Origin of the sequence: Actinomadura luteofluorescens (assembly GCF_013409365.1) — a bacterium.
GTDB lineage: Bacteria > Actinomycetota > Actinomycetes > Streptosporangiales > Streptosporangiaceae > Spirillospora > Spirillospora luteofluorescens.
In genome coordinates, this window is record NZ_JACCBA010000001.1 from 1,061,897 (window position 1) to 1,081,160 (window position 19,264).

The 19,264-nt window shown below is 72.5% G+C and carries 17 protein-coding genes; 9 read left to right on the plus strand and 8 right to left on the minus strand.

Features of this window, described 5'->3' with window-relative positions; genetic code table 11:
- Positions 1 to 7 precede the first annotated feature (7 nt).
- Genes BJY14_RS04615 through BJY14_RS04630 form a run of 4 tightly spaced genes read right to left on the minus strand, consistent with a single transcriptional unit; the run spans position 8 to position 3,202 of the window.
- Positions 8 to 1,330 (minus strand): ketosynthase chain-length factor, encoded by a 1,323-nt coding sequence (locus BJY14_RS04615; RefSeq protein WP_179842459.1) that lies wholly within the window; start codon positions 1,328 to 1,330, stop codon positions 8 to 10.
- Positions 1,327 to 2,610: a beta-ketoacyl-[acyl-carrier-protein] synthase family protein gene (locus BJY14_RS04620; protein ID WP_179842460.1), complete on the minus strand. Its 1,284-nt coding sequence runs from the start codon at positions 2,608 to 2,610 to the stop codon at positions 1,327 to 1,329. The genes BJY14_RS04615 and BJY14_RS04620 overlap by 4 nt, the downstream gene beginning before the upstream one ends.
- On the minus strand, positions 2,607 to 3,062 hold the full coding sequence (locus tag BJY14_RS04625) for a cupin domain-containing protein (protein WP_218905104.1): 456 nt from the start codon (positions 3,060 to 3,062) through the stop codon (positions 2,607 to 2,609). Before BJY14_RS04625 ends, BJY14_RS04620 begins: the two co-directional genes overlap by 4 nt.
- On the minus strand, positions 3,059 to 3,202 hold the full coding sequence (locus BJY14_RS04630) for a hypothetical protein (protein ID WP_179842461.1): 144 nt from the start codon (positions 3,200 to 3,202) through the stop codon (positions 3,059 to 3,061). Before BJY14_RS04630 ends, BJY14_RS04625 begins: the two co-directional genes overlap by 4 nt.
- Positions 3,203 to 4,126: 924 nt before the next feature.
- Here BJY14_RS04630 and BJY14_RS04635 point away from each other — a divergent pair.
- On the plus strand, positions 4,127 to 4,930 hold the full coding sequence (locus BJY14_RS04635) for an SAM-dependent methyltransferase (protein ID WP_246395798.1): 804 nt from the start codon (positions 4,127 to 4,129) through the stop codon (positions 4,928 to 4,930).
- 43 nt (positions 4,931 to 4,973) lie between these two features.
- Here BJY14_RS04635 and BJY14_RS44870 read toward each other — a convergent pair whose 3' ends face one another.
- Positions 4,974 to 6,050, minus strand: a complete 1,077-nt coding sequence (locus BJY14_RS44870; protein WP_179842463.1) for a DUF4190 domain-containing protein — start codon at positions 6,048 to 6,050, stop codon at positions 4,974 to 4,976.
- Between the two features lie 82 nt (positions 6,051 to 6,132).
- Complete coding sequence (locus BJY14_RS04645; RefSeq protein WP_179842464.1) at positions 6,133 to 6,756, minus strand: maleylpyruvate isomerase family mycothiol-dependent enzyme; 624 nt, start codon at positions 6,754 to 6,756, stop codon at positions 6,133 to 6,135.
- A 288-nt stretch (positions 6,757 to 7,044) separates the two neighbouring features.
- Here BJY14_RS04645 and BJY14_RS04650 point away from each other — a divergent pair, with 288 nt between their 5' ends.
- From BJY14_RS04650 to BJY14_RS04680, 7 genes are all read left to right on the plus strand, one after another.
- Complete coding sequence (locus tag BJY14_RS04650; RefSeq protein ID WP_179842465.1) at positions 7,045 to 8,481, plus strand: MFS transporter; 1,437 nt, start codon at positions 7,045 to 7,047, stop codon at positions 8,479 to 8,481.
- A 96-nt stretch (positions 8,482 to 8,577) separates the two neighbouring features.
- Positions 8,578 to 10,107, plus strand: a complete 1,530-nt coding sequence (locus BJY14_RS04655) for an FGGY family carbohydrate kinase (RefSeq protein WP_179842466.1) — start codon at positions 8,578 to 8,580, stop codon at positions 10,105 to 10,107.
- Positions 10,104 to 11,777 carry a glycerol-3-phosphate dehydrogenase/oxidase gene (locus BJY14_RS04660; RefSeq protein ID WP_179842467.1) on the plus strand — a complete coding sequence of 558 codons (1,674 nt, stop codon included), beginning with the start codon at positions 10,104 to 10,106 and terminating at the stop codon, positions 11,775 to 11,777. The genes BJY14_RS04655 and BJY14_RS04660 overlap by 4 nt, the downstream gene beginning before the upstream one ends.
- Positions 11,774 to 13,321: an FAD-binding oxidoreductase gene (locus BJY14_RS04665; RefSeq protein ID WP_179842468.1), complete on the plus strand. Its 1,548-nt coding sequence runs from the start codon at positions 11,774 to 11,776 to the stop codon at positions 13,319 to 13,321. The genes BJY14_RS04660 and BJY14_RS04665 overlap by 4 nt, the downstream gene beginning before the upstream one ends.
- Positions 13,322 to 13,340: 19 nt before the next feature.
- Positions 13,341 to 13,952 (plus strand): glycerol-3-phosphate responsive antiterminator, encoded by a 612-nt coding sequence (locus tag BJY14_RS04670; protein WP_218905107.1) that lies wholly within the window; start codon positions 13,341 to 13,343, stop codon positions 13,950 to 13,952.
- Between the two features lie 211 nt (positions 13,953 to 14,163).
- Positions 14,164 to 15,009, plus strand: coding sequence for a DMT family transporter (locus tag BJY14_RS04675; RefSeq protein WP_179842469.1), 846 nt, complete (start codon positions 14,164 to 14,166; stop codon positions 15,007 to 15,009).
- A 34-nt stretch (positions 15,010 to 15,043) separates the two neighbouring features.
- Complete coding sequence (locus BJY14_RS04680) at positions 15,044 to 15,649, plus strand: TetR/AcrR family transcriptional regulator (RefSeq protein WP_179842470.1); 606 nt, start codon at positions 15,044 to 15,046, stop codon at positions 15,647 to 15,649.
- 4 nt (positions 15,650 to 15,653) lie between these two features.
- Here BJY14_RS04680 and BJY14_RS04685 read toward each other — a convergent pair whose 3' ends face one another.
- Together BJY14_RS04685 and BJY14_RS04690 are read right to left on the minus strand one after the other, a co-directional pair.
- Positions 15,654 to 16,955 carry an oxygenase MpaB family protein gene (locus BJY14_RS04685; protein WP_179842471.1) on the minus strand — a complete coding sequence of 434 codons (1,302 nt, stop codon included), beginning with the start codon at positions 16,953 to 16,955 and terminating at the stop codon, positions 15,654 to 15,656.
- Positions 16,956 to 16,998: 43 nt separating this feature from the next.
- On the minus strand, positions 16,999 to 18,468 hold the full coding sequence (locus tag BJY14_RS04690) for a flavin-containing monooxygenase (RefSeq protein WP_312878977.1): 1,470 nt from the start codon (positions 18,466 to 18,468) through the stop codon (positions 16,999 to 17,001).
- 107 nt (positions 18,469 to 18,575) lie between these two features.
- Between BJY14_RS04690 and BJY14_RS04695 the strand changes: the two genes are divergently transcribed.
- On the plus strand, positions 18,576 to 19,187 hold the full coding sequence (locus BJY14_RS04695) for a TetR/AcrR family transcriptional regulator (RefSeq protein WP_179842473.1): 612 nt from the start codon (positions 18,576 to 18,578) through the stop codon (positions 19,185 to 19,187).
- The last annotated feature ends 77 nt before the right edge of the window (positions 19,188 to 19,264 follow it).

The following is a 19,264-nucleotide window of genomic DNA, read 5'->3' on the forward strand; positions in this document are numbered from 1 at the left end:
CCAGGGGTCAGGTTCCGGGAAGGTCGCGGGAGGCTCGTTCATCGCGTGGTTCGGCCGCCGGTGGGGTTTCGCGCGGGCAGGCGGCCAGGACGAGAGCGCTGTTGAACCCGCCCTCGCCGCGCGCCAGGATCAGCGCGTGGTCGATGCGGGCGGGCCGGGGGCGCCCGGTGACCAGGTCGAGTCCGTAGGACGGATCGGGCCGGACGTCGGCGGTCGGCGGGATCATCCCGTCGCGCATGGCCAGCAGGCAGGTCGCGACGTCGACGGCGGCGCCGCCCGCCGACATGCGTCCGGTCATCGCCTTGGGCGCGGTCACCGGCACACCGCCGGCGCCGAACAGCCCGGTGAGCGCCTCGGCCTCGGCACGGTCGCGCATCGTGCCGCCCGCGGCGTCCGCGAACACCACGTCGATCCGCTCGGGGGCGAGCCCGGCGTCGGCGAGGGCGAGCGCGGCGGCGTTGCGCAGCGTCGCCGGGCGGCTCGACCCGGGCGGCGGGTCCATCGTCGCGGCGTATCCGGCGACCCGCCCGTACCGGTGGCGGGCGCCGCGGGCGCGGGCACGGCCCTCGCGTTCCAGGACGAGGATCGCGCCGCCCTCGGCGAGCACGTGCCCGGAGGCGCCGGCGGCGAAGGGGCGGTAGGCGGTCGCCGGGTCGTCGCCGGCGGACAGCTGCGGAGCGGTCGGCGCGTCGCGGCCGGCCGACATCGCGGTCACCCCCCACGAGCAGACCGGGGCCTCGAACCCCCCGGTCAGCACGCCGTCGGCGCCCTTGCGCAGTACACGGCACGCCTGCCCGATCGCGTCCAGCCCGCCGGCCTGACCGCTGACCAGGACGCCGCAGGGGCCGCGCAGCCCGTGCCGGATGGAGATCTGGCCGGTGTTGACCGCGTAGAACCAGGCGTACGACTGGTACGCGCTGACCTTCTTCGGCCCCATCGACCACAGCTTGCGCAGCTCGTTCTCGCCGAACTCGAACCCGCCGGCGGAGTTGGCCAGCACGACGCCGTACCGCAGCGACTCCTCGGGGGACGGCGACAGCCCGGCATCGGTGATCGCCCATTCGGCGGCGGTCAGCGCCAGCTGGGTGAGGCGGTCGGTCTGCGGCAGCAGCCGGCCCGGGAGGTGGTCGCGCGGGACGAACCCGGGGACCTCGCCGGCGAGCCGGGCCGGGTAGCCGCTCGGGTCGAACCGGGTGATGGGCCCGATCGCGATGCGGCCGGTCAGCGTCGCCTCCCAGTGCCGCTCGGCGCCGAGGCCGCTCGGCGACACCACGCCGATCCCGGTGATGACCGCCCGGTCGTCCTCGGCGGCCGCCGCGGCGCCGGTCATCCCGGCCACCGTCCCGGGGCGCTGAGCACCATCGCGCTCTGGAAACCGCCGAACCCGCTGCCGACCGTGAGCACCGTGTCGACCCGCTGCTCGCGCGCCGTCACCGGAACGTAGTCCAGGTCGCATTCGGGATCGCGATGCCGCAGGTTCGCGGTGGGCGGGACGAGGTCGTACTCGATCGCCAGCGCGCTCGCCGCCACCTCGATCGCGCCGATCGCGCCCAGCGAGTGCCCCACCACCGACTTGATGGAGCTGACCGGAAGCCGGTAGGCGTGCTCGGGGCCGAGCGCGAGTTTGAAGGCGGCCGTCTCGTGCCGGTCGTTCTGCCTGGTGCCGGACCCGTGCGCGTTGACGTAGTCGACGCCCTCCGCGGGGACGCGCGCCTCGTCCAGCGCCGTTCTGATCGCCGCCGCCATCTCGGCCCCGTCGGGCCGCAGCCCGGTCATGTGGTAGGCGTTGCTCCGGGACGCGAACCCGCGGATCTCCGCGTGCACGTGCGCCCCCCGCGCACGGGCCGCCGCGGCGTCCTCCAGCACCAGCATCGCCGCGCCCTCGCCGAGCACGAACCCCGCCCGGGTGGCGTCGAAGGGGCGGCAGGCCCGTTCAGGGTCGTCGTTGTCCGGGGACGTCGCCCGGATCGCGTCGAAGCAGGCCACCGTGATCGGGGAGATGGGGGCCTCGCACGCCCCCGCCAGCACCACGTCCGCGGCGCCGTCGCGGATGATCTCCACACCGTGCGCGACGGCGTCCAGTCCGGAGGTGCAGCCGGTCGACACCACGCAGGCGGGCCCCTCGGCGCCGACGTCCCAGGCGACCTCGCGGACCAGGGACGCCGGGACGAGGTAGTCGGGCAGGTGCGGCGAGCCGTAGGACGGATCGACCACCGGGAGGCGGCCGCTGTCGCTGACCACGCTGTACTCGCGTTCGAGCGAGACGGTGCAGCCGACCGCGCTGCCGACGACCACGCCGGTGCGGGCCGGGTCGAGGTCGCCGGGCCGCAGGCCGCAGGCGGCCAGGGCCTCCCGGGCGGTGACGAGGGCGAACTGGGCGGCGCGGTCCATCCGGCGCCGCTGCCGGGGCGTCAGCCCGTGCCTCGCGGCGTCGAAGTCGATCTCCGCCGCCATTTGGGACCGGTACGGCCCCGGATCGAACACGGTGATCCTGCGGAAGGTGGGCTTTCCGCCGGTGACGGTCTCCCAGAAGCCGCCCGCGCCCGGGGCGCCCGGCGTCAGGACCCCGATCCCGGTGATCGCCACGGGGCGGGCCGGCCCCCCGCTCATGCCGGCTCCCGCGCGCCCGCGGCGGCGGACGGAGGCGTGTCCACCGCGGGCGGCGGCCCGTCGCCGGCCGGCTCGGCGGTCTCCACGTGTCCCATGTCGGGGCTCGGGGCCAGCGGCCCGAGAAACAGCACGGCCGTCGCCGGCCGGTCGCTCCGGTTCTCGTAGCCGTGCCGGGCGCCGCGACGGATGAGCACCGCTTCCCTGGCGTCCACGACCTGCTCGACACCGTTGACGGCGAGAACCAGCCGCCCGTCGGAGACGTAGACGTGCTCATCCGTGTACGGGTGATAATGCTCGCTGACGCGCTCCCCCGGCTGGAGTTCGAGCAGCGCCATGAGGCCCGCGGTCGTCCGGGCCGTGCCGGGCGACAGGAGCATGCGGATGCTGCCGCCGAGGCGGTGGTTCGGTTCGACCTCGCGGGCGCCGACCTTGACGGCTTCGAGCGCGTTCACGTTCCCTCGCCCCGCTCGGCGGCCGGTGCCGGACCGGCGTGAACGGGCGGAGCGGCCGACCCGGCCCGCGTCCGGTCGCGGGCGGGCGCGTCGCGCACCTCGAAGGCGCGCGTCGCGAAGGGCATGGGGGTGCGGGCCATAGGGGGTTTCGTCCTTCCTGGCGGGCGGCGGCCTCCCTCGCCCTGCTCGGCAGCCGAGAGTGGCCGGTACGCCTCTGGAGATCGATGTCGAGCGCCGTGTCGGGGCCCTCCCGCCCAGGGGAAGCACGTGCGCTCGATCCGGGCTCGCTCCTTTCAGGGAACCGCGCGGACTCTCTTCTTTATAGCCAATAGCGAACGATCAATGGCAGGCCATAGGTAGATTGTTGCGAGATCCTCGGAGCACAGTTCTTCTGAAATCCGGACCGAGCGCGCCATCAAGACACCCCGCCCCCGAAAGGGGGTTCGATGTGAGTCATTTGCGCCACATGTCCGGGCTGCACAACTCGCCAGATGAGCCAGCTATGCCGGTTATGCGACCGAGGACGCCCCGACCGCCACGACGACGATCATCAGCTCTGACCTGCTGAGAGAATCCAGGGTGGCGCACAGGGCACGGTCGAGGCACGAGTCGACGCAGGCACCTTCCCACGCCCCACGGCATTCGCGAGAAGAAGATGCCAAGCAGTCAGGAATTCAAAAAGAGACCATTCCAGGCGTGATCATAAACGACCTCGCCTGCAATGACGAAGTGCTTTGGATCCACACCCCAGGCCGTTGCCAGTAGCAGACAGCCAACACCGACCCACCCGCTCCTCGCCCTCGGACCAATTCGCCGCGAGTGCACTGGCCGCGCCATAAGGGCACGCGCTCATGCGGCCGCGACCCCGCGCCCACGATGAGCGGATCCCGCGGCCGAGGCGGATGCGTCCGAACGCGCGCCTCGGGGACCGTTCCACAGCCGGGGCACCCCCCGCCCGCCGTGACACGGAGACGGCTCGCTGATATGAGTGATCCGCACGACGCGCGACGGTGCCGCCCCTAGAGTGATCTTGGGCGGCAGTCATGACGATCGAGGGGCCGGAAATGACCGAGGACCAGGTGGACCTGAATACCGAGATCCCCCATTCCGCCCGGGTCTACGACTACATTCTCGGCGGCAAGGACAACTATCCGGCGGACCGCGACGCCGCGACGAACATCGTCGCCGACTGGCCCCACCTGCCGAAGTCCATGCGGGCCAACCGGAATTTCATGGCGCGAATGGCCCGTCGGCTCACCGCCGAGTTCGGCATCCGGCAGTTCCTGGACATCGGCACCGGGCTGCCCACCGCGCCCAACCTGCACGAGGTGGCCCAGTCCGTCGCGCCGGACTCGCGAATCGTCTACGTCGACAACGACCCCATCGTTCTGGTGCACGCCCGCGCCCTTCTCACGAGCACGCCGGAAGGCCGCACCACCTACCTGGACGCCGACTTCCTCGACCCCGACGCGATCCTGGGCTCCGGACATCTGCGCGACACCCTCGACCTGAGCCGGCCCGTGGCGCTGAGCCTGATCGCGATCGTGCACTTCATCCCGGACGACGCCGAGGTGCAGCGGATCATCGACCGCCTCATGGAGCCGCTGGCCCCGGGCAGCATGCTGGCCGTGTCGACCTGCACCGCCGACAGCGCCCCGGACGAGGTGGCCGCGGGCGTCGCCGCCTACAACGCCAACGGCATTCCGCTGGTGGCGCGCACGAAGCCCGAGGTGGAGCGCTTCTTCCACGGCCTGGAGATCCTCGATCCGGGCATCGTGCTCGTCAACCACTGGCACCCCGACCACGAGGCGTCCGAAGACCCGGACGCCCACGTCCACATGTACGGCGGCATAGGCCGCAAACCCTAGGCGGAGGCGCCGAGCGGAGAGTCAGCGCCTCGGCCGCACGGGGTCAGTGCGGGACCACGGACCGCTTCAGAGGTCCGTGACGGCCCTCGACCAGGCAGAAGCCCAAGCGCCTCTCGGATTCCCAGCCGTCCTCGTTGGGGACCACGTAGGCGAAGTCGATATCGGCGGGCGGGTCCTCCCCCCAAGCCTCGCGGGCGAACTTGAGACAGTCTTTGGTCACCTTCTTCTCCATCCCCTTGTCGCCCGGGTACTTGCCGCCTTGCATCGTGTAGACGGCGAGCACCTCGAACTCGTGTTCTTCGGTGCAGGCGATGATGGGCTGCACGCCGTCGTAGTTCCATTTCTTGACACAGTCACCCGGCGAGAGTTCGGATTCGTACCGGGACTTCGTATCCATGGTCTGCGCGAGAGGGGACGGAAGCAGGCCCGATCCTTTGTAGACCATGACGCAGGTCGCGGACCGTCTTCCGTCCTTCCACGCGTCCTCATCCGGTGGCGCGACGTGGAGCTTCAGATCGGAGCCGTACCGGCTCCGCTCCAGAAACTCGGTCCGCTCACGGCAAACGGTCCACGCCCGGTCAGCGGTCTCTCGTTCTCCGGGGTACGGGATGTCCGGGAGCTCCCCCTCAGCACCGACCTCTCCCTGATGAGGTGTGGTGCAGGACGATCGCCGCACATACAGACCGGTGCGAGTCTCCTCGAAATCGCTGAAGCACTCCCCCGGTCGAATGGCGGTGACCGTCACCTTTCCGTCCTTGCGTCCGGACTTTCCGTCCAGGTTCGAGAGCGGCAGCGTGAGCGCCAGGGCGACGGCGGCGGCCCAGGCGAGGGAGGCGGCCAGTCCGCCGATGGCGAGTCCCTTGCCCCTCTCGCCGCGGCGGGTGGTCTGGACGAGCGCGGCGATGACGAAGCCGACCGTGAACGGGATCAGGCCGAGCAGGCCCGTGACCAGCGCTATGACCGCGAACCGGTTTGTCCGGCGCGGGGCGGGGGCGGGGAGGGGCGGAGCGGGTGCGGGGGCGGACGGGAGAGCCGGGGGCTCGGTGGCGTCGGGTGGAGCCCAGGCGGGGGACGGGGCCGGGCCGTTCGGGACGTCGTCAGAGGGAGGTGGCGTGGTCACGGCGGAACGGTAGAACCTAAAATCCCAATGAAACCGGCATTTCAGGCAGTCGTCGCCGAGTCGTGATCATGAAGGCCCCCGGTCAGGTGGTGGCCAGGGTGGGGGCGCCCGGTCCGGAGAGATCGTTCGACGCCGCGCGGCGGCCGGACATCGCCAGGAGCAGGGAGAGCGCGGTTCCGCTCACTTCCGGGCCGTCTCCGACCGAGAGGTCGGCGTCCGTCGCCGTGAAGCGGAAACGGGCCGTCAACTCCTTGGCTCCGCCGAAGGACGCCGGTGTGCGGGCCTGGTAGCGGAGCGATCTGACGACGGCCTCCAGCGGGTAGGCGTGGACGATGCCCAGGGGACGGCGGATGTCCTCGCCGTGGACGACCTCTTCCACCAGCCGACTGTCGAGCGACGCCGGAGGGGTGGACGTCCGTGAGGCCACCTGGCGGAACCGCTCCAGCGTCTCCTGAGGTGAGGCGCCACGCTCGCGCTCCACCCCCTGCGTGTTCTGGCGGTCGAAGTCGAACCGCGCCTGAGCGAGGCGGAGGACGAACCCGAGGCGGGTCGTGCGGGCCGTGTCGACCAGGTGCGCGACCACGTCGTGCACCGTCCACCCGTCGCAGAGCGAGGGTTCCTCCCACCGCTCGCCGTCGAGGTGCGAGAGGTCGTCGATCAGCGCCGCACGCTCCGCGTGCACCATCGGCCAAACATCGTTCTTCATGGATCCCTCCTTCGGTGACCATCGGGTCCGGAGTGAGGACCTGCGGCGCGGCGAGAACTCATCGCCGGAGGCGTGCGCGTCGCTGGATCGGCCCGTGGCCTGCGGCTTTGCAGGCGGCCCGCGCGGGGCAGGGCAGGGGTGTGGCGCTTGACACACCGGATCGGACCCGCCTAACCTCCCGTCAACCGACAGGCACAGACGAAGACACCCCTGTCAGTGGTCTTCGTCTGTGCCTTTGTCATTCCCGGACCGCTGGCAAGGGTTTCAACCCCCCGAAAGGCGGCGGGCATGAACGACGGCCCTGCGAGCAAGAGAACGGCGGTCATCCGCAGCGCGGCGGACGCGGCCGGCCTCATCGACACCCTCACGAGCCTGCGCGGCCGGGCGAACTGGATCTGGTTCCTCGCCCTGTCGGGGCTGTTCCTGGACGCCTACTCCAACGCGGCGCTGGGCGCGGGGCTGTCCCCCATGGTCGCGCAGCTGGACCTGTCGCCCACGCAGGTCAGCGTGCTCACCGCGATGGCCCCGGCCATCGCGATCGTCTCCAATCCGTTCGGCGGCTGGCTCGCCGCCCGGATCGGCCGGATCAGGCCCCTGCTGATGACGAAGGTCATCTTCGGGGTCGGCGCGATCCTGACCGCGGTCGGCTCGGACTTCCAGACCGTCTTCGCCGGACGGGCCCTGGTGGGCGTCGCCTACGGCATCGACTTCGCCGTGGCGATGGCGCTGCTCGCCGAGTACACCCCGTCCTCGCTCAAGGGCCGGCTCAACTTCTGGCAGGGCGCCTGGTACGTGGCGACGACCACCAACCTCGCGCTCACGCTGCTGTTCTACAAGCTCGACGTCGGCTCCGACATCTGGCGGTGGTCGGTGGGCTCGGCGGTCGTCTTCGCGACGGCGCTGTTCCTCCTCCAGCTGGCCTTCCTGGTGGAGAGCCCGACCTGGCTGGCGTCCAAGGGCCGGCTGCGGGAGTCCGCGGCGAACCTGCGCCGCCTCTACGGGGTGGAGGCGCAGGAGGGCCCGCCGGCCACCCCGCAGGCCCGGGAGGCGCGCCACCAGGTCGGCATCCGGGACGCGGGGGTGCTGTTCCGCGGCGCGTACCTGCCCCGGACCGTGCTGTCCACGGTGATCTCCCTGACCCAGTCCATGCAGTACTTCGCCGTCGGCTGGTACCTGCCGGTGATCAGCCTGGAGCTGTTCGGCAAGGAGTTCGAGAAGGCGACCGCGGGCTCCATGGCGTTCAACGCGGTCGGCATCGCCGGCGGGTGCCTGTCGGCCTACTTCGGCCGCCGGCTCGGGCTGCGGGTCAGCTCGGCGGCCGGGTACGCCGTGGTGTTCGTGGCGCTGCTGGTCATGGGGGCGACCTTCAAGCAGCTCCCGATCGCGCTGGCCGCGATGCTGCCGGTGCTGTTCATCTTCTTCCACTCCGCGGGTCCCGGCCCCAACGGCAAGTCGATCGCCGCGCTGTCGTACCGCAGCGACATCCGCACCCTCGGCACCGGCGTGACCGGGATGCTCGGCAGCTTCGGCTCGGTCGCCGGCCTGTACGTGTTCCCGCAGCTTCAGGCGGCTTTCGGGGTCGGAACCAGCCTGATGGTGCTGTCGGCGGTGCCGCTGCTCGGCCTGGTCACCTGCGTGATCGTCAAGTGGGACCCGACGCGCGTCGCGGTGAACCTGGAAGAGGAGCAGGTCCGGCTGGAGCGCCGCGAGACGGTGCCGGTCTGAGCGCGGTGCCCGTCTTAGAGCAGTGCCCGTCTTAGAGCAGTGCCCGTCTGAGAGCAGTGCCGGTCCGGACGCGCTGAGGAGAGGAATGTTTCGCAGATGATCAGAGAACGCCGGCGCGGCGTGCTGAGCATCGACGAGGGCACCACCGGGACCCGCGCCGCCGTCGTCCTCGACGACGGCGGCGCGGTACCGGCCGCGTACCTGCCGATCTCGGTGCGCTCCCCCGACCACCTGCGCGTGGAGCAGGACGGGGCGGAGATCTGGGAGAACACCGTCCGGGTCTGCCGGACGGCCCTGGAGCGGGCGGCCGCTGACCGGGTGGAGATCGCGGGGGTGTCGATCTCCACGCAGCGCGCGACCGTGCTGCTGTGGGACGCGGTGACCGGTGAGCCGCTGAGTCCCGCCGTCGTGTGGCAGGACCGCCGCTACGCCGGACGGCTGCGGGAGTGGGAGCCGGACTGGGACGAGCGTCTCGCCGAGTGCACCGGCCGGCCGGTCGGGTCCCGCGCCCCGCTGCTGTGGGCGGCGGAGGAGATCGCCCGGAACGGGGAGGCGCGGCGGGCGCACGAGCGGGGCCGGCTGGTGTTCGGGTCGATCGACACCTGGCTGGTCTGGAAGCTCACCCGCGGGGCCCGGCACGTCATGTCCGCGACGAACGCCGTCGCCGCCGGCGCCTACGACCTGAGGACCGGCGACTGGTACCGGCCGTGGGCGGACTTCCTCGGCTGCCCGCCCGACATCCTGCCGTCCGTCGTGGACGAGGACGGGGACTTCGGCTCCACCGACCCGTCCGTCCTGGGGGTGCGGCTGCCGATCCTGTCGGTCATGGGCGACCAGCACGCGGCGATGGTCGCGCTCGGCGCGCACCGGCCCGGCCAGGCGATGTGCGTGCACGGGACGGGAACGTTCCTGGACGCCGTCGCGGGCGACCGGCCGCCCGGCCGCCGGGACCGGGTGCCCGGCGTGCTGACCCTGCTCGCCTGGCGCTCGCGCGGCGTGCCGCTGTTCAGCCTGGAGGGGTACGCCGCGACGACCGGCTCGGCGGTGCGCTGGCTCTGCGAGGAGATCGGGCTGTTCGAGTCGCCCCGGCACCTGGCCGAGCTGGCCCGCGAGCACTCCGGGCCGTCCCGCGTGCGGTTCGTGCCCGCGCTGGCGGGGCTGCGCACGCCGGTCTGGGCCCCGGAGGCCACCGGGCTCCTCGCCGGGTTGAGCCTGTCCACCACCCGGGCCGAGCTCGCCCGCGGCGTCCTCGACGGTTTCGCGCATTCGGTGTGCGACCTGCTCGAAGGTGTGGAGGAGGCCATGGGGCGGCCCGTCACCGACCTCGTCTGCGGCGGCGGCCTCGCCGGCAGCGACGCCCTGATGTCCGCCCAGGCCGACCTGATCGGGCGGCCGGTACGCCGCGCCCTCGCCCATGAGACCGCCAGCCTGCGCGGCACCGCCTACCTCGGCGGCGTGCGCGCCGGACTGTGGCCCGATCTCGCCTCGGCCGTCGCCGGGCTCGGCACCGCCCCGGTGTTCGAGCCCGAGCTCGCCGACGGCGACCGCCGGGAGGCCCGCGCCGCGTGGCGCGACCTGCTGGCCCGCCATGTCCCCACCCACTCAACGAAGGAATCGACGTCGTGATCCGGCTTACCGAACGCAAGGCGAGGCCAGAGGCGAGGAACGCGGTCCGCCGCACCCCGCTGGCACTGGACCGCGCCGCGCAGATCGAACGGCTCGCCGCCGAGCGGTTCGACGTGCTCGTCGTCGGCGGCGGCGTCACCGGCGCCTACACCGCGCTGGACGCCGTCAGCCGGGGGCTGAAGGTCGCCCTCGTGGAACGGGACGACTTCGCCTCGGGCACGTCCTCCAAGTCCTCGAAGATGGTGCACGGAGGCCTGCGCTACATCGAGCAGGGCAACCTTCCGCTGGTGCGGCGCTCGCTGCTGGAGCGGCAGCGGCTGCGCCGCAACGCCCCGCATCTGGTGCAGCGGCTCCCCTTCGTGTTCCCCGTGCTCACGCAGGACGGCGTGTTCGACCCGCGCATCGCCAAGGCGTTCGAGGGCCTGCTGTGGACCTACGACCTGGCGGGCGGCTGGCGCATCGGGCGGCTCCACCGGCGGCTCACCGCGCCGGAGGTCCTCGTCCGCGCGCCCCGGCTGCGCGCCGACCGCCTCCGCGGTGGCCTGCTCTACTACGACAGCCGCACCGACGACGCCCGCCTCACCCTGACCATCGCGCGGACCGCCGCGCACTTCGGCGCGGCCGTCCTCAACGGCGCCGCGTGCCGCGGCCTGGTCCGCGAGGGCGGGCGCGTGCGCGGCGCCACCGTCCAGGTCGACGGCCGCGATATCGACGTGCGCGCCGGGGTGGTCGTCAACGCGACGGGGGTCTGGTCCGACACGCTCGACGCGCTGTCGGATCCCGGCCACCGGCCGCGCGTCCGTCCCGCCAAGGGCGTGCACATCGTGGTGCCGTGGACCCGGCTGCCGATCGACGGGACCGTGACGGTGCCCGTTCCCGGCCGGGCCCGCCGCGCCACGTGCACCCGATGGGGCGACGTGGTGGTGGTCGGCACCACCGACACCGACTATGACGGGCCGCTGGACGAGGTGCTGTGCACGCGCGAGGAGATGCAGTACCTCCTCGACGGCGCCAACACCGCGTTCGACGCCGGACTGGGCGCGGACGATGTCGTCGGGTCGATCGCAGGGCTGCGGCCGCTCGTCGGCGGCAAGGAGGGCGCCACCCTCGACATGAGCCGCGACCACCAGATCACCACCGACGCCCACGGGCTGGTGACCGTGACCGGCGGGAAGCTCACCACCAGCCGCCACATGGGAGAGCTGGTCGTGGACGAGGCGCTGAAGGAGCTCGGCCGCACGGCGCGCTGCCGCACCGTCCGCCTTCCGCTGCTGGGCGGGTCGGGCTACGACGCGGAGGCCACCTCGGCCACCGGGGGGCTGGGCGCGCACCTGGGCGAGCGGTACGGCACCGAGGCCCGCTTCGTCGCCGACCTCATCGCCGAGGACGCCTCGCTGGCCGAGCCGGTCATCGAGGGCGGCGGGCACCTGCGGGCCGAGGTCGTGTACGCGGCCCGGTGCGAGATGGCGCGGACCGTCGACGACGTGCTGTCGCGCCGCACCCGGATGCGGCTGTTCGCCCGTGACCTGTCGGTCAAGGCGGCCCCGGAGGTCGCGCGGCTGCTGCAGCGGGAGCTGGGGCTGTCCGACGAGGAGGCCGGGCGGCAGATCGAGGACTACGTCTCCGGCGTCGAGCGGGAGCGGACCGTACTGATGGAGGAACTCAGTTGATCAGCAGGCAGACCATCACCCACCCCTTCAACCGCGGCGACTACGTCGTGGGGGCGCCCACGCCGCCGCGCTGGGCCGCCGACTGCCCGCCCGGCGACGGCGAGGCGAGCCTGCAGGAGGGCGTGGTCCGGGTGCCCGAGGCGGTCGTCGCCGAGCTGCGCGCGGCCGCGGCCGCCGTGCACACCGCCCGGGACGAGGTGGTCCGGCGGACCCGCGACTGGTGGGCGGGCACGTCCATCGGCGAGACCGACGGCCGCCCGGCCACCCCCGAGGCGGTGGTCGTCGAGGCGGCCGACGAGGAGCAGGTGGCCGCCGTGGTCCGGATCTGCGCCGCGCACCGCGTCCCGCTGACGGTGTCGGCGGGGCGCAGCAACGTGCTCGGCGCGGCGCTGCCGGTGTCCGGCGGGGTCGTGCTCGACGTCTGCCGGCTCGACCGGATCCTGTCCTTCGACGCCGAATCGATGATCGTCGAGGTGCAGGCGGGGATGTTCGGCGACCTGTTCGAGAAGGAGCTCCAGGAGGTCCACGGCGCCACCGCGGGGCACTGGCCGTCGGCGTTCGCGATCTCCACGGTCGGCGGCTGGGCGGCCTGCCGCGGGGCGGGCCAGCTCTCCACCCGGTACGGCAAGATCGAGGACATGGTCGTGGGGCTGGACGTGGTCCTGCCCGACGGATCGTCCGCGAGCTTCGGGACCCACCCCCGGGCGGCGGTCGGCCCCGACCTGCGGCAGCTGTTCATCGGCTCCGAGGGCACGCTCGGCGTGATCACCCGGCTGCGGCTGCGGACCCACCGGCTGCCCGCGTACGCGTCGGGCCTGGCGTACGGGTTCGCCACGTTCGCCGACGGGCTGGACGCCTGCCGCGAGATCCTCCAGCGCGGCGCGACCCCCGCGGTGCTGCGCCTTTACGACGCGCACGAGAGCGGCACCCATTTCGGCGAGCCGGACACCAGCCTGCTGCTGATCGCCGATGAGGGCGACCCGGTGCTGGTGGACGCGACGATGGCCGTGGCGAAGGAGGTCTGCGCGGCCCGCGCTCCGGTGACGCTGGACGGGGACGCGGTCCTGGCGCGCTGGCTCGACGAGCGGATGATCGTGGGCAAGTCGGGCGACGGGTTCGCCAAGGGACCCGGCTTCGTCGCGGACACCTGCGAGATCGCGGCGCCGTGGTCGTCGCTCACGGCGCTCTACGACGAGGTGATCGCGGCGGTGGAGGCCGTTCCGGGGACGCTGCGCGCCTCCGCGCACCAGTCGCACGCCTACACCGACGGGGCCTGCCTGTACTTCTCCCTGCGCGGCGACGTGGAACGCTTCCGCCGGCGGGAGTGGTACCGGGCCGCCTGGGACGCCGCCAACGACGTGCTGATCCGGCACGGCGCCGCGATCAGCCACCACCACGGCGTGGGACTGCTCCGATCGCCCTACGTGCGGCCCTCCCTGGGCAGCGGATTCGGCACCCTGGCGGCGGTCAAGCGAGCCCTCGACCCGAACGGGATCATGAACCCGGGGAAGCTGGGTCTGCCCGGGTTCTCCGAGGACATCTGAGCGCACATAGGGTGATTTTGTGGGTCATCGTCCGAAACGTCCCGTGGACCGGCGGCTGCTCGCCGCGCTGGCCGAGCACCCGGTCATGGCCTCGATCGTGGGGGTCGCCATGGCCGAGCGGTTCGCCGCCCGGTCGGCGCCGCTCGGCATCCTGGCGTCCGTACCGCTCGGCGAACTGGAGGCCACGGTGGCGGCGACGGTCGCCGCACGCAAGATCGTCTTCGTGAACATGGACTCGACGCCCGGCCTCGGGCACGACCCGGGCGCCCTGACCTACCTCAAGGGGATCGGGGCGATCGGGGTCTGCTCCACCCGCGCGGCGATCATCGAGCGCGCGGGCGGGCTGGGCCTGCTGACCATGCAGAAGGTCTTCGTCACGGACCGTTCGAACCTGCACCGCAGCGTGCAGTCCATCGGACGGTCCCACCCGGACCTCGTCCAGCTCATGCCCGCGGTCATGCTGCGCTACATCGAGCGCGAGGCGCGCGACCTCGGCGTGCCGTACCTGGCCGCCGGTTTCGTCCAGGAGGAGGCGGACGTCTCCGAGGCGCTCCGCCACGGCGCCGCGGGCGCGTGCACCTCCGACGACGCCCTGTGGGATCTGCGCCGGTCCGCCCTGCGCACGTCCTGATCGCTCTGCGCACGTCCTGACCGCCCTCCCCCGGTCCGACGCGCCGGCCCGCCCACCCGTGCCGCCCCGCGGCCGGGCGGGCCGGTCGCGTGTGCCCGCCCCCGTAACGGAAGGACCCTCGATGAAGCCGGGGACCCCCGCTCCTCCCCCGCCGACCAGCACTCATAACCCCGCCGCCACCGCCCGGAGGAGGGACGGCAGCCGGAGGACGATGGGAGCGGCGCTGGCGCCCGCCCTGTTCACCGTCCTGTGGAGCAGCGCTTTCGTGGCGGGCGTCCCTGGCGTCAGGGCGGCCCCGCCACTGCTGCTGATGTTCGCGCGGTTCTCCGTCGCGGGGGCGCTGCTCGCCGCGTACGCCCTCGTCACGCGGGCCCGGTGGCCGCGCGGGCGGGCGCTGGCGCACGTCGCCGTCACGGGGCTGCTCATCCAGGCGGTGCAGTTCGGCTGCTTCTACACGGCCCTCGCCCTGCACTACCCGGCGGCCGTGATCTCGCTCGTCCAGGGCCTCAACCCGGTGGTGATCGCGTTGGCGGCGCGGCTGCTGGGCGAGACCGTCACCCGGCGGCAGGCCCTGGGCTTCGCCCTCGGCGCGGCGGGCGTGGTGCTCGCGGTCGCCGACCGGGTGAGCCTGTCGGCCTGGGGCGTCCCGCTGTGCCTGGCGGGCCTGGGCGGGCTCAGCCTCGGCACCCTCTACCAGAAGCGTTTCGTCCCGGACATGGACATCCGGACCGGGACCGCCACGCAGGTCCTCGTGAGCGCGGCGGCCGTGGGCCCGCTCAGCCTGGCCCTGGAGAGCCCGCGCGTGTCGGACTGGACGGCGTTCGGAGGGTCGGTCGCGTGGATGGTGCTCGTCAACTCCATCGCGGCGTTCCTGCTGCTCAACTGGATGCTGTCGCGCTCGTCGGCGACCAGGGTGAGCACGGTGTTCTTCCTGACCCCGTCGGTGACGGCGGTGCTGGCCTGGCTGGTCACCGGTCAGGCGCTGGGCCCGCTGGTGATCGCCGGCCTCGGGCTCGGCGGCGCCGGAGTCCTGCTCGCCGCCGGGCGGGGACGATAATGGTCGTCCACCATCCGACGGAGGAACTGCAACGATGGCCGATGCCGGTCCCAAGCCGCGGTTGCGCGCGCCGGCCCGCCGGGCCCTGATCACGGCCGCGGCCGTGAAGGTCTTCGCGGCCAAGGGCTACCACGGCACGTCCCTCGGTGAGATCGCGGCGGCCGCCGGGGTGGCGCGGACGGTCCTGTACGACCACTTCCCGTCCAAGCGCGTGCTGCTTCTGGCGGTCATGCAGGAGGAGAACGCGTCGCTGATCGAGTACGTGGGGGCCCGCATCAGGGCCTCCGGCACCGCCGAGGACCGGATGCGGTCCACGATCGAGGCCTACTTCAGCTTCGCCCAGAGCCGCCCCGACGCCCGGCGCCTGCTGTTCGACCGCACCGGGGAGGACGACCCGGAGGTCCAGATCGTCCGGCAGGGCATCCGCGAATCGCGGACCCGCGCGGTGACGGCGCTGCTGGCCGACGACGTCCGCACGGTGGGGGTCGAGCCCGGCGAGCCGATCGCCGAGGCCATGGTCGAGCTGATCATCTCGGGGCTGGACGGGGTGGCGCAGTGGTGGGAGCGCAACCCCGACATGCCCAGGTCCATGCTGGTCGAGGGCGCGATGCGGCTGCTGTGGACCGGACTCGGCGAGTGAGCGCTCAGCCCACGCTCGTGTCGTGGTGGTCGTAAGGAGTCCCGGCGACCCCGGACCTGGCGGCGAGCTTGGACGCCAGGGCGACACCCCGCCGCTGCCACGCGTCACCGTGGCAGGCCCTCGCGTCCCTCCTGCGCCGCGCGCCGGGCAGGCGGTCACCGATCCGGCGCACGGCCACGTTGAGGTGGACGAGGCGTCCGGCGATCCACTCCCAGGGCTGGAGGCGCAGCGTCGCGAAGGGTGAGGCGCGGAGCAGGGCCCGGACGAGCGGTTCGCCGGTGAGGGCCGAGACCAGGCCGAGCAGCGGGGCCGATGCGTGGATCTGCAGGCGGCGCAGCACCGGGTTGCTGCTGAGCAGGTGGTCGCAGGCCGCCCTGACCGTGATGTCGGTCCATTCCGTCGGGCCGCCCGCCGTGAGGATCATGTGGTGGGCCATCTGGAGGCCGTCGACGGCGCCGCGGGGGATGAGCTCGTCGGCGACGCCCATCAGGTGGGCGATGTAGGCCCAGTAGAGCATGACGCTGTCGAGGTCTGCCGGCGTGACCCGCCGGCCGTGGGCGTGGTCGAACAGGAGCGGGAGCAGGCCGAAGGTGACCGCGGCGCCCATGGTCATGGCGTTGGAGATGGGGTTGCCGTGCCGGGCGAAATGCTCGTCCCCCCAGATCCGGCGCAGCGCGAGCCGCGCCTGGGCATGCATCAGCCTGACCCGGACGATGCTCTTGAAGACCTCGGAATGCCGGTCGGCGCCCCCGGGCCGGGTGACGTCGTGGAACCAGGTGACGGTCTCCAGTTCGCGGCGGCGGAAGTCCGCGAGGAACCTGCGCGTCTGCCCGGTCGCCGCCGACACCTCGGCGCCGACGAAGGTCCCCATGGCGTCGCTGAGCATCATGGTGGTCTTTCCGGCGAGGGACGCGTTGATCCACAGGCGCCGTCCCCGCTCCCAGGTGCCGGCGTCGAACCATTCCGGAGGATGGTCCAGGTGGCGGAAGAGTTCGACGAGCGCGGGCGGCGCGTCCTCGACAGCGTCGATGCCGCGGTCGAGGGCTTGGTCGAGCATCCTGCGGCCGCGCGACATCCCGATCTTCGTGAAGGCGAGGACGACGGCGTCCATCGGCTCGTCGCCCTGCCAGCGGTGGTCGTCGAACAGCCGGGTCAGCGGTGTCCGCACGGGATCGGCCCGCACCGGGATCCAGGGTGAGAACTGCTCGACATGGGGCTCGGTCAGCCAGAGCGGTGAGGCCTGCGCGGTCTCGGGCGCCGGCCGCAGAGCCATGCCGTCCCGGTAGTGGTAGTCGTGAGGGTGCATTAGGGATCCCGTACTCCGCGTCCATCGGGGCGAGCGGCCCCCGTCAGTGTTCGAGGTGGTAGTCGGTGGGGTCGAGACGGCGGGTGCGGCGGCGGTAGCCGGTCATGGAGCCGGGCCAGTTGTTGGTGTTGCGGCGGTCGGCGTCGAGGTACCAGCTGTCGCAGCCCCCCTCGTTCCAGACGGAGGTGGACAGGCGCTCCTGGGCGGCGGCGTCGAAGCGGTCGAGGACGTCGGCGCGGACGTCCATCGAGGTCGCGCCTCCCGCGAGGAGGCGGGCGGCCTGGACGATGTAAGCGGCCTGGCTTTCGAGCATGTGGACGATGGAGCCGGAGCCGACGTTGGTGTTCGGCCCGTACATGAGGAAGAAGTTGGGGAATCCGGTGACGGCCAGGCCGAGGTAGGCGCGGGCGCCGTCCTTCCAGGCGGCGTTGAGCTCCTGTCTGTGCGCGCCGAAGACGCGCATGGGCGCCACGAAGTCCTGGGAGCGGAACCCGGTGGCCCAGATGAGGGTGTCGAAGGCGTGGCGGCCGCCGTCGGCGGTCCGGGCGCCGTGGCCGGTGATCTCGACGATGGGGCTGTCCACCACGGCGACGTCGGGGCGGTTCAGCGCCGGGTAGTACTCGCTCGAGGTGAGGATGCGCTTACACCCCGGCTCGTAGCGGGGTGTCAGGCGCCGCCGCAGCCGCGGGTCGCGGACGGACCGGAGCGCGTACCGGCACAGCAGGCGGACGGGCGCCGACAGGACGCGGCGGCCGCGCGGGGAGACCAGCGCGGGGTTGAGGACCAGCTCGAACCACAGGAAGATCCCCAGCCGCGACAGCCTCTGCACCGCGGGCAGGCGGCGGTTGAGGGCGTGCCGCCGGCGCGGGTAGAGGCGGTCGGGTTTGCGGCTGATCCAGTGCGCCTCCCGCTGGAAGATCGTCAGGTGCGCGGCGGCGGGGGCGATCAGCGGGACGAACTGGACGGCGCTGGCGCCGTTGCCGACGACGGCGACGCGCCTGCCCTCCAGGGCGTGGTCGTGGTTCCAGCGGGCGGAGTGGAACGCGGTGCCGGCGAAGCGGTCCAGCCCGGGCAGGCGGGGCACGGCCGGGTTGGACAACTGCCCGCATGCGGCGACGAACAGGTCGTACTCGTGAACTCCGCCATCGCCGGTGTGCAGGCGCCAGCGTCCTGTCGCGGCGTGGAAGTGCGCGTCGGTGACCGTCGTCCGGAACCGGAAGTGCGGCGTCAGGCCGTACTTGTCGGCGCAGTGCCGCAGGTAGGCGAGGATCTCGTGCTGCTCCGCGAACCGGCGTGACCAGTCGGGCTTGGGTTCGAAGGAGTAGGAGTACAGGTGGGAGGGCGCGTCGCAGGCGGCGCCGGGGTAGGTGTTGTCGCGCCAGACGCCGCCCGGCCCGTCGGCCCCGTCGAAGATGGTGATGTCCTCGAAGCCGGCCCTTTTCAGGGCGATGGCCAGGCCTATCCCGCTGAACCCGCTGCCGACGACGGCGATCGAGATCGTGCGGCGCCGCACGCGTGGGCCTCCCGCCCCGCCGGGCCGGCCGGGCGCCGGCCGCGGTCGCGCTTTTCCGACACTCATGTCGGTTAGGGTGGCCGCACCGGAAGACGGGAGTCAAGACCATGGGCAAGAATCCGCCCAGGACGCGGATGCGGGGGCCGGCGCGGCGGGCGGTCATCACCGCCGCGGCGCTGGAGCTCTTCGCGGGCAAGGGCTACCACGGGACGTCGCTGGGCGAGATCGCCGCCCGGGCCGGCGTGGCCCGGACGGTCCTGTACGACCATTTCCCCTCGAAGCGCGGGCTGCTGCTGACCGTCGTGCAGGAGCAGAACACGGCGCTGATGAGCCATGTCGGTGCTCGCATCACCGCGGTGGGAGCGGCCGAGGATCGGATGCGGTCAACCATCGACGCCTATTTCAGTTTCACCGAAACGAGGTCCGCCGCGCGCAAACTGCTGTTCGACCACGCGAACGAGGACGATCCGGAGATCCGGATCGCCCGCCAGGGCATCCGGGAGTCCCGAGCCCAGGCGGTGACCTCCCTGCTCGCCGACGATATGCGCGCGATGGGCGTCGACCCCCGCGAACCGATCGCCGAGGCGATGGTCGAGCTCATCATCACCGGTCTGGACGGCGTGGCGCAGTGGTGGGAGCGCAACCCCGACATGCCCAGATCCCTGCTGGTCGAGGGGGTCGCGAGGCTGCTGTGGAACGGTCTCGGCCGGCCGCGGTGACCCGGCGCGCCCGCCGGCGGAGATCGCACCGGGGGCTTGACGGCCCGCGGCGGCGTGCTCATAGTGAGGGGCCATCC